Annotated in this window: 12 protein-coding genes; 10 read left to right on the top strand and 2 right to left on the bottom strand. The window is 68.2% G+C overall.

Annotated elements, in window-relative coordinates; translation table 11 throughout:
• Window positions 1-166 precede the first annotated feature (166 nt).
• Complete coding sequence (locus tag AC2YHA_RS08890; RefSeq protein WP_487401198.1) at window positions 167-766, bottom strand: FMN-binding negative transcriptional regulator; 600 nt, start codon at window positions 764-766, stop codon at window positions 167-169.
• Window positions 767-874: 108 nt separating this feature from the next.
• On the opposite strand from AC2YHA_RS08890, the gene pdxR reads away from it, so the two are divergent.
• Both pdxR and AC2YHA_RS08880 read left to right on the top strand, forming a co-directional pair.
• Entirely contained in the window at window positions 875-2,350 is a 1,476-nt protein-coding gene (gene pdxR / locus AC2YHA_RS08885) for a MocR-like pyridoxine biosynthesis transcription factor PdxR (protein ID WP_487401197.1), read from the top strand.
• Between the two features lie 67 nt (window positions 2,351-2,417).
• A complete protein-coding gene (locus AC2YHA_RS08880; protein ID WP_487401196.1) occupies window positions 2,418-3,719 on the top strand; it encodes an OmpP1/FadL family transporter in 1,302 nt (433 codons plus the stop codon).
• Window positions 3,720-3,768: 49 nt separating this feature from the next.
• Here AC2YHA_RS08880 and AC2YHA_RS08875 read toward each other — a convergent pair whose 3' ends face one another.
• A complete protein-coding gene (locus AC2YHA_RS08875; RefSeq protein WP_487401195.1) occupies window positions 3,769-4,932 on the bottom strand; it encodes a Gfo/Idh/MocA family protein in 1,164 nt (387 codons plus the stop codon).
• Between the two features lie 184 nt (window positions 4,933-5,116).
• Between AC2YHA_RS08875 and AC2YHA_RS08870 the strand changes: the two genes are divergently transcribed.
• The 8 genes from AC2YHA_RS08870 to AC2YHA_RS08835 are packed head-to-tail and all read left to right on the top strand — an operon-like array spanning window position 5,117 to window position 12,690.
• The gene (locus AC2YHA_RS08870; RefSeq protein ID WP_233785741.1) at window positions 5,117-5,437 is read left to right on the top strand and encodes a c-type cytochrome; all 321 of its coding nucleotides are present in this window, start codon (window positions 5,117-5,119) and stop codon (window positions 5,435-5,437) included.
• A gap of 55 nt (window positions 5,438-5,492) precedes the next feature.
• Window positions 5,493-6,503, top strand: a complete 1,011-nt coding sequence (locus tag AC2YHA_RS08865; protein ID WP_487401725.1) for a sugar phosphate isomerase/epimerase family protein — start codon at window positions 5,493-5,495, stop codon at window positions 6,501-6,503.
• Between the two features lie 40 nt (window positions 6,504-6,543).
• Window positions 6,544-7,845, top strand: a complete 1,302-nt coding sequence (locus AC2YHA_RS08860) for an MFS transporter (protein WP_487401194.1) — start codon at window positions 6,544-6,546, stop codon at window positions 7,843-7,845.
• Window positions 7,842-8,759: a hydroxypyruvate isomerase family protein gene (locus AC2YHA_RS08855; protein WP_487401193.1), complete on the top strand. Its 918-nt coding sequence runs from the start codon at window positions 7,842-7,844 to the stop codon at window positions 8,757-8,759. Before AC2YHA_RS08860 ends, AC2YHA_RS08855 begins: the two co-directional genes overlap by 4 nt.
• 13 nt (window positions 8,760-8,772) lie before the next feature.
• Entirely contained in the window at window positions 8,773-9,591 is an 819-nt protein-coding gene (locus tag AC2YHA_RS08850) for a 3-keto-disaccharide hydrolase (protein ID WP_233785744.1), read from the top strand.
• Complete coding sequence (locus tag AC2YHA_RS08845) at window positions 9,591-10,154, top strand: gluconate 2-dehydrogenase subunit 3 family protein (RefSeq protein WP_487401724.1); 564 nt, start codon at window positions 9,591-9,593, stop codon at window positions 10,152-10,154. The genes AC2YHA_RS08850 and AC2YHA_RS08845 overlap by 1 nt, the downstream gene beginning before the upstream one ends.
• Entirely contained in the window at window positions 10,151-10,984 is an 834-nt protein-coding gene (locus tag AC2YHA_RS08840) for a sugar phosphate isomerase/epimerase family protein (RefSeq protein ID WP_487401192.1), read from the top strand. The genes AC2YHA_RS08845 and AC2YHA_RS08840 overlap by 4 nt, the downstream gene beginning before the upstream one ends.
• A gap of 23 nt (window positions 10,985-11,007) precedes the next feature.
• Window positions 11,008-12,690 carry a GMC oxidoreductase gene (locus AC2YHA_RS08835; protein ID WP_233785746.1) on the top strand — a complete coding sequence of 561 codons (1,683 nt, stop codon included), beginning with the start codon at window positions 11,008-11,010 and terminating at the stop codon, window positions 12,688-12,690.
• Window positions 12,691-12,842: the final 152 nt, after the last annotated feature.

Here is a 12,842-nt window from a genome sequence, read left to right as displayed (position 1 = left end):
TAGCAACTTGAGAGGGCGGGCCCACCAGATCCTCCCCGCTTGCGGGGAGGGGGACCAGCGAAGCTGGTGGAGGGGGATCTCCGCAGGCGATGTAACACGAGGCCTGCCCCCTCCACCGCCTTCGGCGGTCCCCCTCCCCGCAAGCGGGGAGGATTTTGGTATAGCCTCAGCATCGCCCCGGATTGAACCGCCGCATCCAGCGGACGAGATCGGGATGGGGATGGCTGGCGAGGATCGCGCGCAGCGTCTCGACCTTCTCGTCCTGGCCGAGCTTGAAGCGCCCTTCCAGCGCGGTGACCTCGGCGCGAAAGCCGATGATCGCCCCGGCCATGGCCGAGTAGCGGTCGGCGATCTCGTCGCGGCTCCACGGAGTCGCCCGCCCGCGCTCCATCGCTTCGACCAGCACGTCGAGCGAGAGGTCGGTCAGGTCCGTATCGATGCGGACATCGGCGGCGATCCTGACCTGCGCATAGTTCCACGTCGGCGCCCAGTCGCGCCGCCCCGCGTGCTCGGGGGAGACATAGCCGCTGGGCCCGTTGAACAGGATGGTCGCGCGGCCCGTCTCGGCAAGCCTTGCGTGCAGCGGATTGCGCCGCGCCAGATGCCCGATCAGCGCGTGGAGGCGGCCGTCCTCGCCGAACTCGCCGATCAGCGGCAGCAGGCTCGCGGTGGCGATATCGCTGTCCGGCGGCGCCACCCAGGCGAGCGGATAGCCCTCGATCAGCGCGCGCACGTCGGCGGCGTCGAAGTCGGTGAAGATGCCCATGCCGGAGACTTGGCGCGCCGGACCGGCGCCGCCAATGCCCAAGATCGAACCGGGCAGGGGGTCCAATTGGCCCCAATCCTGCCGGAAACAGGCGCTAGGAGCGGTCCAATGCTGCGCCGCCTGCCGCTGACCCTCGGGGACCGGATCGATCCGGCGAAGAACACGCCGGTCTATATGCAGATCATCGCGGCGATCGTGCGCGACATCGAGCGCGGCCGATTGACGCCCGGCACCTATCTTCCGAGCAGCCGCGAGCTGGCCGAGGACCTGGGAGTCAACCGCAAGACGGTGGTGCTCGCCTATGAGGAGCTGATCGCGCAGGGCTGGCTGACCTCGGCCGGGACGCGCGGCACCTTGGTGTCGTCGACCTTCCCTGATCCGGTCCGCAAGATCAGCCGGCCGGTCGCCCCCGACGGCGCAGACGGGCAGCCGCTCTACCGCGTGCTGCCAGCGCCCGCGCGCCCGCTGGCGCTGCCCGACGGAAAGGGGATCAAGCTCGACGAGGGCACACCCGACGGACGGCTGTTTCCGGCCGACGTGCTCGCCAACGCCTATCGCGCGGCGGTCCGCGATGCCGCCCGGTCCAACCAGCTCCAGTATCGCGATCCGCTCGGCGCTCCGGCGCTGCGCGAGAGCCTTGCCGAGATGCTGCGCAGCCAGCGCGGGCTGGCGGTGACGCCGGCGCAGATCTGCATCACCCGCGGCAGCCAGAACGGCATCTTCCTGACCGCGCAGGCGCTGCTGCGGCCCGGCGATCATGTGATCGTCGAGGCGCTGACCTACGAGCCGGCGGTGGCCGCCTTCAGGGCGCTCGGCGCGCGGGTGACGGCGGTGCCGCTCGATGCGCAGGGGATCGACGTCGAGGCGGTCGAGGCGGCCTGTCGGCGACAGCGTGTGCGGGCGCTGTTCCTGACGCCGCACCACCAGTTCCCCACCACCGTTGCCCTCCGGCCCGAGCGGCGGCTGCGGCTGCTCGAGCTCGCGCGCCAGTTCGGCTTCGCGATCATCGAGGACGATTACGACCATGAATTCCATTTCGCCTCGCAGCCGCTGCTGCCGATGGCGGTCTATGCGCCCGAGCATGTCGTCTATGTCGGCTCGCTGTCGAAGCTGCTGCTGCCGGCGCTCCGCATCGGCTATGTCGTCGCGCCCGAGGCGGTAACGCGCACGCTCGCCCACGCCGTGTCGCTGACCGACGGCATGGGCAACACGATCACCGAGAATGCCACGGCCGCGCTGGTCTCGAGCGGCGAGCTGCGGCGTCACGCGCGCAAGGCGCGGCAGGTCTATGCGACGCGCCGGCTCGCCTTCGCGCAGAAGCTGCGTGACCGGCTCGGCCAGCGCGCGCGGTTCGACCTGCCCGACGGCGGACTCGCCTTCTGGCTGCGCTTCCCCGGGCGCGACATGGACGCGATCGAGGCGCGGGCGCAGGCCATGGGGCTGCGCTTCGCCGCGTCGCGATCGTACATGGCGAGCGAGGATGCGCCGCGCGGGCTCAGGATCGGCTTTGCCAGCCTCAACGACACCGAAGCGGATGCCGCGGTCGCCGGGCTGCGCGTTGCGCTGGATACGGGGCAGGCATAAGCGGCGCGGAACCGAACCCGCTCCGGCCGGTTTGCTGCCACGCTAACCTTTATCAGGATTCCCGCCCATGTCGCTGCGTACCCAGGTCGCCTTGTCGCTGTCCGTCGGCCTTTCGTCCTTCGCCTTCGCCGGTGCGGCGCATGGCCAGGCCTTCTACCTGCAGGAACAGTCGGCGCGCGGAGCGGGAAGGGCTTTTTCGGGCGAGGTCGCCGACACCGGGCCCTCGTCGCTCTGGTGGAATCCCGCCGCGATCGCGGAGACCACCGACATCGAGGCGGCGATCGCCGCTTCGGCGATCCTGCCGCGCGGCAAGGTGACCGACACCGGCACGCTGATCGGCCGGCCGGGCCAGCCACTCGCGCCGGTCGGGGGAGACGCGACGACGCGCAATCCGATCGACAACGGCGTGCTGCCGTCGGGCGCGATCGCGGTGCCGCTGTCGAGCCGGTTGGCCGTGGGCCTTGCGGTTTCGTCCCCCTATAGCTTCACCACCGATTATCCGGCGACGAGCTGGGCGCGCTACAGCGCCGCCCGTACCAAGCTGCTCACCGTCGACATCCAGCCGTCGATCGCCTTCGCAGCGACCGACTGGCTGCGGATCGGCGCGGGCGTCAACGTCGAATATACCGACGCCAGCCTCAGCAACGCGCTGCCCAACCTCCTCGCCACGCTGCCGGACGGGCGGCAGAAGCTGAAGGGTAACGGCTGGGACGTGGGCTGGACCGCGGGCGTTCAGCTCCACAACGACTGGGCGACGGTCGGCGTCAGCTACAAGTCGGCGATCAAGCATCACCTGAACGGCGATCTCGACATCACAGGCCTGGTTGGGCCGCTCGCCCCCTCGAACATGTCATTGTCCGATGTCGAGGCGACCTTCTACACGCCCGCGCAGATCATCGTCGGCGGCCGCTTCCGCGCCACCGACCGCCTCACGCTCAATGCGCAGGCGGTGCGCTTCACCTGGAACAAGTTCGACGCGATCCGCCTCGGCGCGCCGCTCAACACCGCCCTTCCCGAGAACTATCGCAACAGCTGGAGCCTGGCCGGCGGCGTCGACTACGCCGTCACGCCCAAGCTGACGCTGCGCGCGGGTGTCCAGCACGCGACCACCCCGACCGTCGACGGCGAGCGCGACGCACGCGTGCCCGATGCCAACCGGTGGAACTTCGGCGCCGGCGCCTCCTATGATCTCAGCCGCCGCTTCACCATCGACGCCGCCGCCAATTACGTCGACTTCGCCGACGCGACGATCGACCGCGTGACCGCCGCCTATGCGGGCACGCCGGCGCAGACGCCGATCCTGACCTCCGGCGAGCTGACCGACGCCCATGCCATCGTGCTGTCGCTGGGTGGGCGTTTCCGGTTTTGAGCGGTCGGCGGGCCCCCTTCAATCCTCCCCGCAAGCGGGAGGATCTGTCTCAGACCAGCGAGGTCCACTTCGCGTCTCCCGCGCTGCTCGCGACCGCGGCTTCCACGAAAGCCATGGTGCGCAGCCCGTCGTCAAGCGACGGGAACCATGCCTCTCCAAGGGTCGGCGCAGCATCCGCACCGTCCCGGATCGCCGCCGCGAACTCGCGGTAGAGGTTGGCGAAGGCTTCGATATAGCCTTCCGGATGACCTGACGGCGTGCGGAAGCGTGCGGTGGCCGCCGGCGTCAGCCCCGGCCCGGCCGCGCGCACGATCTCGACGGGGCGGTCGAGCCAGCGCAGGGTGAGCGTGTTGGGCTCCATCTGCGCCCATTCGAGTCCGCCCTTCTCGCCGTAGACGCGCAGGCGCAGACCGTTCTCCTCGCCGGCCGCGACCTGGCTCGCCTTCAGCGTGCCGCGTGCACCGCCCTCGAAGCGGAGCAGCGCCGACACGTCGTCGTCCAGCCGCCGGCCGGGGACATGGATGGTGAGGTCGGCACTCAGCGACTCGACCCTGAGCCCGGAGACATGCTCGGCGAGCTGGAAGGCGTGCGTGCCGATGTCGCCCAGGCAGCCGCCGAGGCCGGCGCGGGCGGGATCGGTGCGCCATTCCGCCTGCTTCTGGCCGTCGCGGTCGATCGGCGCGCTCAGCCAGCCCTGCAGATATTCGACCTGCACCAGCCGGATCCTGCCGAAATCGCCCCGCGCAACGCGGAGCCGTGCCTCCTCGACCAGCGGATAGCCGCTGTAGGTGAAGGCGAGCGCATAGAGTCGGCCGCTGCGCCGCACCGCGTCGCGAATCGCCAACGCCTCGTCGAGGTTCAGCGCCATCGGCTTTTCCGACATGACGTGGAAGCCGGCATCGAGCGCCGCGATCGCCATCGGCGCGTGGAGGTGATTCGGGGTGACGATCGCCAGCGCCTCCATCCGCTGATCCTCGGGCAGTGCGCGCTCGCCGGCGATCATGTCCTCGAAGGTCGGATAGACGCGCGACGGATCGAGCCCGATCGCCTCGCCGCTGCGGGCATTGCGCGCGGCATCGCTGCTGAAGGCGCCCGAAACCAGGGTATAATCGCCGTCGAGCGCCGCCGCCCTGCGGTGCACCGCGCCGATGAAGGCGCCTTCGCCGCCGCCGGCCATGCCGTAGCGGATTCTGCGTCCCGTGCTCGCGACCATGCTCTCCCTTTCGCTTTTTCCGGCGTTGATTGATATCGATGTCAGACTAAGGTTGCATCTTATGGCCGGAGCCGGTTACATGAGGTGACCGATCGTTTCCAGACCGGAGAGGATAATGAAATTTTTGGTCGGATTGCTGCCCGCGGCGACCCTGTTAGCGCTAACACCAACTCTATTGCCGCCCGTGCAGGCTCAGGCCGCGCCCGATCCCGGCGCGCAGGCGTTCGGCCAGTGCCGCGCGTGTCATACGCTCCAGGCTGGAGCCAAGGGCACGATGGGCCCTAATCTCCACGGGCTGTTCGGGCGGCAGGCCGGCACCGCGCCGGGCTTCGCCGGGTACACTCCGGCGCTCAAGGCCTCGAACATCCGCTGGAATGAGCAGACGCTCGACCAGTTCCTGGCTGCGCCGACGCAGAAGGTACCGGGGACGCGGATGGTGATGCGGGTGCCCGACGCGGCGAAGCGCAAGGCGTTGATCGCCTATCTCAAGACCGCGACCAAATAATGCGATTCGCAGGAGTTGCGCGGTGAAGGGTCCCGCCGTCTTCCTCGCCCAGTTCATGGGCGATGCGGCGCCGTTCGATACGCTGGCGTCGGCCGCGCGCTGGATGGCGGAGGCGGGCTATGTCGGGGTGCAGATCCCGACCTGGGATGCGCGCTGCATCGATCTCAAGCAGGCTGCTGAAAGCCAGGATTATTGCGACGAGCTTGCCGGCACCTGCCGCGAGGCGGGCGTCGACATCACCGAGCTGTCGACGCACCTCCAGGGCCAGCTGGTCGCGGTCCATCCTGCCTATGACGCGGCATTCGACGGCTTCGCGCCCGAGGCGGTGCGCGGCAAGCCGGCCGAGCGCCAGGCCTGGGCGGTCGAGCAGCTCCATCTCGCCGCCAAGGCGAGCCGACGACTCGGCCTCAACGCCCATGCGACCTTCTCGGGCGCGCTGGCCTGGCCGTTCTTCTACCCCTGGCCGCAGCGCCCGGCCGGCCTGATCGAGGAAGCCTTCGCCGAACTGGCGCGGCGGTGGCGGCCGATCCTCGACGCATTCGAGGAATCGGGCGTTGACCTCGCCTATGAGATCCATCCGGGCGAGGACCTTCATGACGGCGCGACGTTCGAGCGGTTCCTGGCCGCGGTAAACAACCATCCGCGCGCCAACATCCTCTACGATCCCAGCCATTATGTGCTGCAGGCGCTCGACTATCTCGAGTTCATCGACATCTATCACGACCGCATCCGGATGTTCCACGTCAAGGATGCCGAGTTCAACCCGACCGGGCGCTCGGGCGTCTATGGCGGCTACCAGGATTGGATCGACCGGCCGGGCCGGTTCCGGTCGCTGGGAGACGGGCAGGTCGACTTCACCGGCATCTTCTCGAAGCTGACCCAGTACGGCTATTCGGGCTGGGCGGTGCTCGAATGGGAATGCTGCCTCAAGCATCCCGAGGACGGCGCGCGCGAAGGGGCGCCGTTCATCGCCGCGCACATGATCCGCCGGCCCGAACGCGCCTTCGACGATTTCGCCGCGGGCAGCGATCCGGGGCTCAATCGTAAGCTCCTTGGGCTGAGCTGACGACCGGGCGGACAAGAACGATAAGGGGAGGGAAGCGGCAATGGCCGAGACATTGAACAAAGGCCGATTGTTCTGGCTGGGCGTGCTCGCCCTGTTCACCGCGGCGTCCAGCCTGGCGATCCGCGGCGCCATCGCCAGCGGGCTCAAGGCCGAATGGATCGACCCGATCGCGCCGCTGCAGGCGGGCGAACTGCTCGCCGCTGCTCTGGGCGCGGCCTTCCTCAGCTTCGCGATCACCCTGTTCGTCGCCAGCGCCTTCCTCGACCAGCTCGGCATGAAGCGGTGCCTGCTGGGCGCGGGCTTGTGCTTCATCCTGGGGCCCTTGCTGATCGTCGGCGCGGGCCATCTCGCCAGCGGGATGACCGTGTACACGATCGTCTGGCTGGGGATGCTGGTCAGCGGCATCGGCTGGGGGCTGACCGAGGCGACGATCAATCCGCTGACCGCGCAGCTATACCCTGAGGACACCACCCACCGGCTCAACGTGCTGCATGCCTGGTTCCCCGGCGGGATCATCGTCGGCGGGCTGATCGGCTTCTTCCTGTCCGCGACCCTGCCGTGGCAGGGGATCATGGCGCTGGTGATGATCCCGGCCGCCGCGACCGTGCTGATCGCCGCGACCACCAGCTTCCCGCCGCCGCTCCGCGCGCAGAGCGGCGTGAGCTTCGGCGAGATGGTGAGCGAGGTGTTCCGCCGCCCCAGCTTCTTCATCTGGTTCGGCGCGATGTTCCTCACCGCCGCGTCGGAGCTGGCGCCGGGCCAGTGGATCGACGTCGCCCTGTCGAACCGCGTGGGGATGCGCGGCATCCTGCTGCTGGTCTACGTCAACGCGCTGATGTTCGTGTTCCGCCATTTCGCGGGACGTCTGGCGAACAAGATTTCCAATCCGGGACTGCTGTGGGTGTCGAGCCTGCTCGCGGCGATCGGGCTGTTCATGCTGTCGCTGGCGCAGTCGCCGGTCGCGGCGATCCTGGCCTCGACGGTGTGGGGCCTGGGCGTCTGCGTGATGTGGCCGACGATGCTCGCCTCGGTCGCCGAACGCTATCCGCGCGGCGGGTCGTGGGCGATGGGCCTGGTCGGATCGGCGGGGGCGCTCGCGAGCTTCTTCGTGCTGCCACTGCTGGGGGCGATGTTCGATCGCGCCAAGATCGAGTTCGCCGGCGGGCCCGAGGCCTTCGCGAAGCTGGCCGGTGCGGCGAAGCTTGCGGTCGAGGATGCGGCGGCGTCGGTGTCGTTCCAGCGGCTGGCGATCCTGCCGGTCGTCCTGCTCGCGGTGTTCGGCTTCATCTGGCTGCGCGAGCGCGGTAAGTCGCGAGCGGTGCTCGCAGGCGAGGCAGCGTGAAGCTCAGCCGGCGATCGGTCCTGGCGGCGAGCGCCGCCACCGCGGGCGCGGCGGCAATGGCGCGTGCAGCACCCGTGCCGCCTCCGCAGAAGGCTGCGCGCTTCTCGCTCGCCTATGCGCCGCACGAAGGCAGCTTCGCGAGCCGCGGCGACCGGATCGAGCAGATCGCCTATGCCGCCGACCAGGGCTTCACGGCCTGGGAGGACAATGAGGCTGCGGGTCGCCCGATCGCCGAGCAGGAGGCGATGGCCAAGGCGCTGGCCTCGCGCGGCATGACGATGGGCGTGTTCGTCGCGAGCATGCCGAAGTGGTCCGAATTCCGCCCGGTGCTCGGCGGCAACGACGACGGCGATCGCGAGGCGTTCCTGGCCGACGTGCGCGCCTCGGTCGAGGTCGCCAAGCGGCTCAATGCCAAATGGGCGACGGTGGTGACCGGCTTCCTTGACCGCCGGCTGCCGGTCGAGATCCAGACCGCGCGCGTGATCGACGTGATGCGCCGCGCCGCCGAGATCTATGAGCCGCACGGGCTGGTGATGGTGATGGAGCCGCTCAACACGCTGGTGAACCACCCCGGCGTGTTCATGCAGACCATCCCGCAGGGCTTCGCGGTCGCGCGCGCGGTCAACAGCCCGGCGGTGAAGGTGCTCGCCGACCTCTATCACGCGCAAATCCAGGCCGGGAACCTGATCAACACGCTCGAGACCTGCTGGAGCGAGATCGGCTATATCCAGTTCGGCGACAATCCCGGCCGCAACGAGCCTGGGACCGGCGAGATCGACCACCGCAATATCGTGAAATGGCTGCGCGACCGGAAATATGCCGGCGTGATCGGCATGGAGCATGGCAATTCGCTGAAGGGCCGCGCCGGCGAGGATCAGCTGGTCGCCGCCTATCGGGACATCGATCGTGCGTAACGGAGGGAAGTGCTTGAGGTATATCGTAGGTTTGGCGGCCGGGCTGCTGGCGGCGACCGGCATCGCGGCTGCGCAGGAGAAGCCCGGCTTCCGCGACACGCCGATGCTGCCCGACGGCAAGTGGCACGTCCATGACGCCGACCGGCCCTATCCGGCGGTGGTGACGCCCGGCGCCACGCCGGGAGCGGCGCCGTCCGATGCGGTGGTGCTGTTCGACGGTCGCTCGCTCGATGCCTGGACCGCGACCGGCACGCCCTGGCCAGTCAAGGACGGCGCGGTGACCGTCCCGCCGCGCGTGGGCGGGAAGGAGAGCCTGCTCGTCAGCAAGCAGAGCTTCGGCGACGTCCAGCTCCACCTGGAGTTCCGCTCGCCCAACCCGCCGACGAAGAGCTCGCAGGATCGCGGCAACAGCGGCATCTGGTTCATGCAGCGCTACGAGGTCCAGATCCTCGACGGCTACCAGAACCCGACCTATGCCGACGGCACCGTCGGGGCGATCTACGGCTGGAAGCCGCCGCTGGTGAACCCCTCGCGCCGGCCGGGCGAATGGCAGAGCTACGACATCGTGTTCGAGCGGCCGCGCTTCAACGCCGACGGCTCGGTCAAGCGGCCGGCCTATGTCACCGCATTCCTGAACGGCGTGCTGGTGCAGAACCACCAGGCGATGCTCGGCACCACCATCTGGCGCCAGGTCGCCAAGTACGAGGCGCACGGCGATGCCGCGCCGATCCAGCTTCAGGACCATGATTCGCCGGTGTCGTTCCGCAACATCTGGGTGCGTCCGCTCCCCGAGGCGGCGCTGAGCCAAGATTCGACAGGAGGTAAGCAGTGATTATCGACCGCAGGGATGCGATGGCCGGCATCGTCGCGATGTTCGGCACCGCGCTGTTCGCGCCGATCGCGCGGGCGGCGGGCCAGGTCGCCGCGACGGAACTGATCAACGACGGCCCGCCGAGCGCCGGCGTCTTCACCGCCGGGCAGCGCGCGCTGGTGAGCGCGCTCAGCGAGCGGGTGATCCCGACCACCGACACGCCGGGCGCGATCGCCGCGGGCGTGCCGGCGTTCATCGAGAAGCTGCTCGCCGATTGGGCGATGCCCGACGACAAGAAGCCGATCCTCGCCGGCCTCGACGCGATCGAGGCGCGCAGCCAGCAGGATTACAAGGTCGCCGCCGCCAAGGCGACGCCGCAGCAGCAGGACGCGCTGCTGACGCTGGCGATGGAGGACAAGATCCCGGGCGGCGCCGACTTCTTCGACAAGTTCCGCCAGCTCGTCATTTCCGGCTACTACACGTCGGAGATCGGCATCACGCAGGAGCGCGAATATCTGCCGGTGCCGGGCCAGTATGACGGCGCTTTCCTCTATTCCAAGGTCAACAAGGTCTATTCGTCATGATGGCAACGCGACGTCACATCCTCGCCGGCGGTGCCGCCCTGGCGGCTGCCTTCGCGACCCGGCCGCTGGCTGCGAAGACATCGAAGCCGGTCGGCCTGCAGCTCTACACGGTGCGCGAGCTGTTCCAGGCCGACCCGATGGGCACGCTCGAGAAGGTCGCGGCGATCGGCTACCGCGAGGTCGAGTATGGCGGTGGTGGCTACGACACCATGGACCACGCCGCGCTCCGCAAGACGATGGACCGGCTCGGCCTCAAATCGCCGTCGCTCCACGTTGCCTATGAGGCGCTGGGGAGCAAGTTCGACGCGGCGGTGGCAATGGCCAAGACGCTCGGCGCCGACACCATCGTCGTGCCCTATATGGTCGACCAGTACCGCACCGCCGATGCCTGGCCGCGCGCGGTCGCCGACTTCAACCGCTTCGCCGCGGCGCTGAAGAAGCAGGGCCTCGGCTTCGCCTATCACAATCACGATTTCGAGTTCACCAACAAGGTCGGCGACCGCACCCTGTACGATGTGCTGATCGCCGATCGCGATCCGGCGCTGGTCAAGCTGGAAATCGACCTGTTCTGGGCGATCAAGGCGGGGCAGGACCCCAAGGCGCTGATCCGCCGCCTGGCCGGCCATGTCTACGCCTATCACGTCAAGGACATGACCGCCGACGGCGCGATGACCAGCGTCGGCAAGGGCACGATCGACTTCGCCGACATCTTCACGCTCAACCAGGTGGCGGGCGTCAAGCATTTCTACGTCGAGAACGATCAGTCGCCGGCGCCCTATCTGCCGGACATCACCACCAGCTTCGAGACACTCAGCCGGCTCCGTGCCTGAGCCGGCCAGGAAGGAATTATCACATGGCAGCGACGGACCAATTCGACGCGATCGTCATCGGCTCGGGAGTGAGCGGTGGCTGGGCAGCCAAGGAACTGACCGAGAAGGGGCTGCGCGTGCTGATGCTCGACCGCGGCGTGATGGTCGAGCATGGCGAGAACTATGATTACGACGGCAAGCCGGCGTATGAGGTGCCCGCGCGCAACATCATGCCCGCGCGGCTGACCGAGAGCGATTATTTCATCGCCAAGCACGGCTATGTCTCGCCGGGCAGCATGAAGTTCTACAACAACGACCGGCTCAATCCCTATGCCTATGGCGAGGGTTCCAAATTCTACTGGATCCGCCCCGGCGCGGTCGGCGGCAAGTCGCTGATCTGGGGGCGCTGGTCGTTCCGCTGGAGCCCCGAGGACTTCGAGGCGAACAAGCGCGAGAACGTCGGGATCGACTGGCCGATCCGCTACGAGGACATCGCGCCCTGGTACAGCTATGTCGAGAAGTACATCGGCGTGTCGGGGTCGCGCGAGAACCTGCCGCAGCTGCCCGACAGCGAGTTCCAGCCGCCGATGCAGATGAACATCGCCGAGAAATGGGTGAAGGAGCGGCTCGAGGCGGCCATGCCGGGGCGCAAGCTCATCAACACGCGCCTCTCCAACATGACCGAGGACAAGCCCGATCAGGGCCGCTCCAAGTGCCAGTTCCGCAACCAGTGCGGTCGCGGCTGCTCGTTCGGCGCCTATTTTTCGACCCAGGCGGTGACGCTGCCGGCCGCGCGAGCGACCGGGCGGCTGACGCTGCGCTCGGACGCGGTGGTCAGCAATCTCGTCTATGATCCCGCGCGCAAGCGGGTCACCGGCGTGCGCGTCGTCGATACGAAGACCAAGCAGGCGGAGGTCATTCCGGCGCGACTGGTCTTCCTGTGCGCCTCTGCGATGGCGTCGAACCAGATCCTGCTGAACTCGCGGCCCGAGGGCAGTGGCCGCAGCTACTTCGACACCAGCGGCACGCTCGGCCGTTATGTGATGGACCACATCTTCCGGGTCGGCATCTCGGGCGAGATCCCGGGCATGACCGAGTATATCGAGTTCGGCCGGCGCCCGGGCGGGGTCTATATCCCGCGCTTCCGCAACGTCGGCGGCGAGGAAGGCGTCGGCTTCAAGCGCGGCTACGGCTATCAGGGCTCGGCATTCCGCGACCCGGCGGGGCCGGATGGCTTCGGCGCGTCGATGAAGCATGGGATGCGCAAATACGGGCCGTGGCGGTTCGGCATGGGCGCGTTCGGCGAGTGCCTGCCCTATGAGGACAACCATGTGTCGCTGCATCCCGACAAGGTCGACCGCTTCGGCATCCCGCTGATGCGATTCGACGTCACCTTCCGCGACAATGAGCTCAAGATGATGAGCGATGCGCGGACCGAGGGCGAGAAGATGCTGAAGGCGGCCGGGCTGACCAACGTCACCAGCAACCGCGGTGAGCATGTGCCGGGCGATGCCATCCACGAGATGGGCGGCGCGCGCATGGGCGCCGATCCCCGCCAGTCGGTGCTCAACAAGTGGAGCCAGGCGCATGACGCGGCGAACCTGTTCGTCACCGACGGCGCGCAGATGGCGTCGGTGTCGTGCGTCAACCCGTCGCTCACCTTCATGGCCTTGACCGCGCGCGCGGCGGACTATGCGGTCAAGCAGTTCAAGGCGGGGACGATCTGATCGCATCCACCAGACGGCGCCGATAACCGTCACCGGTATCGGTTGCCACGGGTCCTATGTCCAAGCGCCGGAGAAGCGCCGCTCTGCGGTCCTTCTCCGGCGCTTTGTCATTTCCGGGCGTCGGGTACAAATTATAGTCTTGACTATTCTAT

This window comes from Sphingomonas sp. SRI_018 (assembly GCF_057586275.1).
The sequence above is the reverse complement of the archived record's forward strand: the minus strand, read 5'-3'. Positions and strand labels throughout refer to the sequence as shown.

Coding starts and splice junctions, on each gene's coding strand:
- AC2YHA_RS08840 (WP_487401192.1), top strand. CDS start 10,151: ATGATGGCAACGCGACGTCACATCCTCGCCGGCGGTGCCGCCCTGGCG.
- AC2YHA_RS08875 (WP_487401195.1), bottom strand. CDS start 4,932: ATGGTCGCGAGCACGGGACGCAGAATCCGCTACGGCATGGCCGGCGGC.
- pdxR (WP_487401197.1), top strand. CDS start 875: ATGCTGCGCCGCCTGCCGCTGACCCTCGGGGACCGGATCGATCCGGCG.
- AC2YHA_RS08860 (WP_487401194.1), top strand. CDS start 6,544: ATGGCCGAGACATTGAACAAAGGCCGATTGTTCTGGCTGGGCGTGCTC.
- AC2YHA_RS08865 (WP_487401725.1), top strand. CDS start 5,493: ATGGGCGATGCGGCGCCGTTCGATACGCTGGCGTCGGCCGCGCGCTGG.
- AC2YHA_RS08835 (WP_233785746.1), top strand. CDS start 11,008: ATGGCAGCGACGGACCAATTCGACGCGATCGTCATCGGCTCGGGAGTG.
- AC2YHA_RS08890 (WP_487401198.1), bottom strand. CDS start 766: ATGGGCATCTTCACCGACTTCGACGCCGCCGACGTGCGCGCGCTGATC.
- AC2YHA_RS08880 (WP_487401196.1), top strand. CDS start 2,418: ATGTCGCTGCGTACCCAGGTCGCCTTGTCGCTGTCCGTCGGCCTTTCG.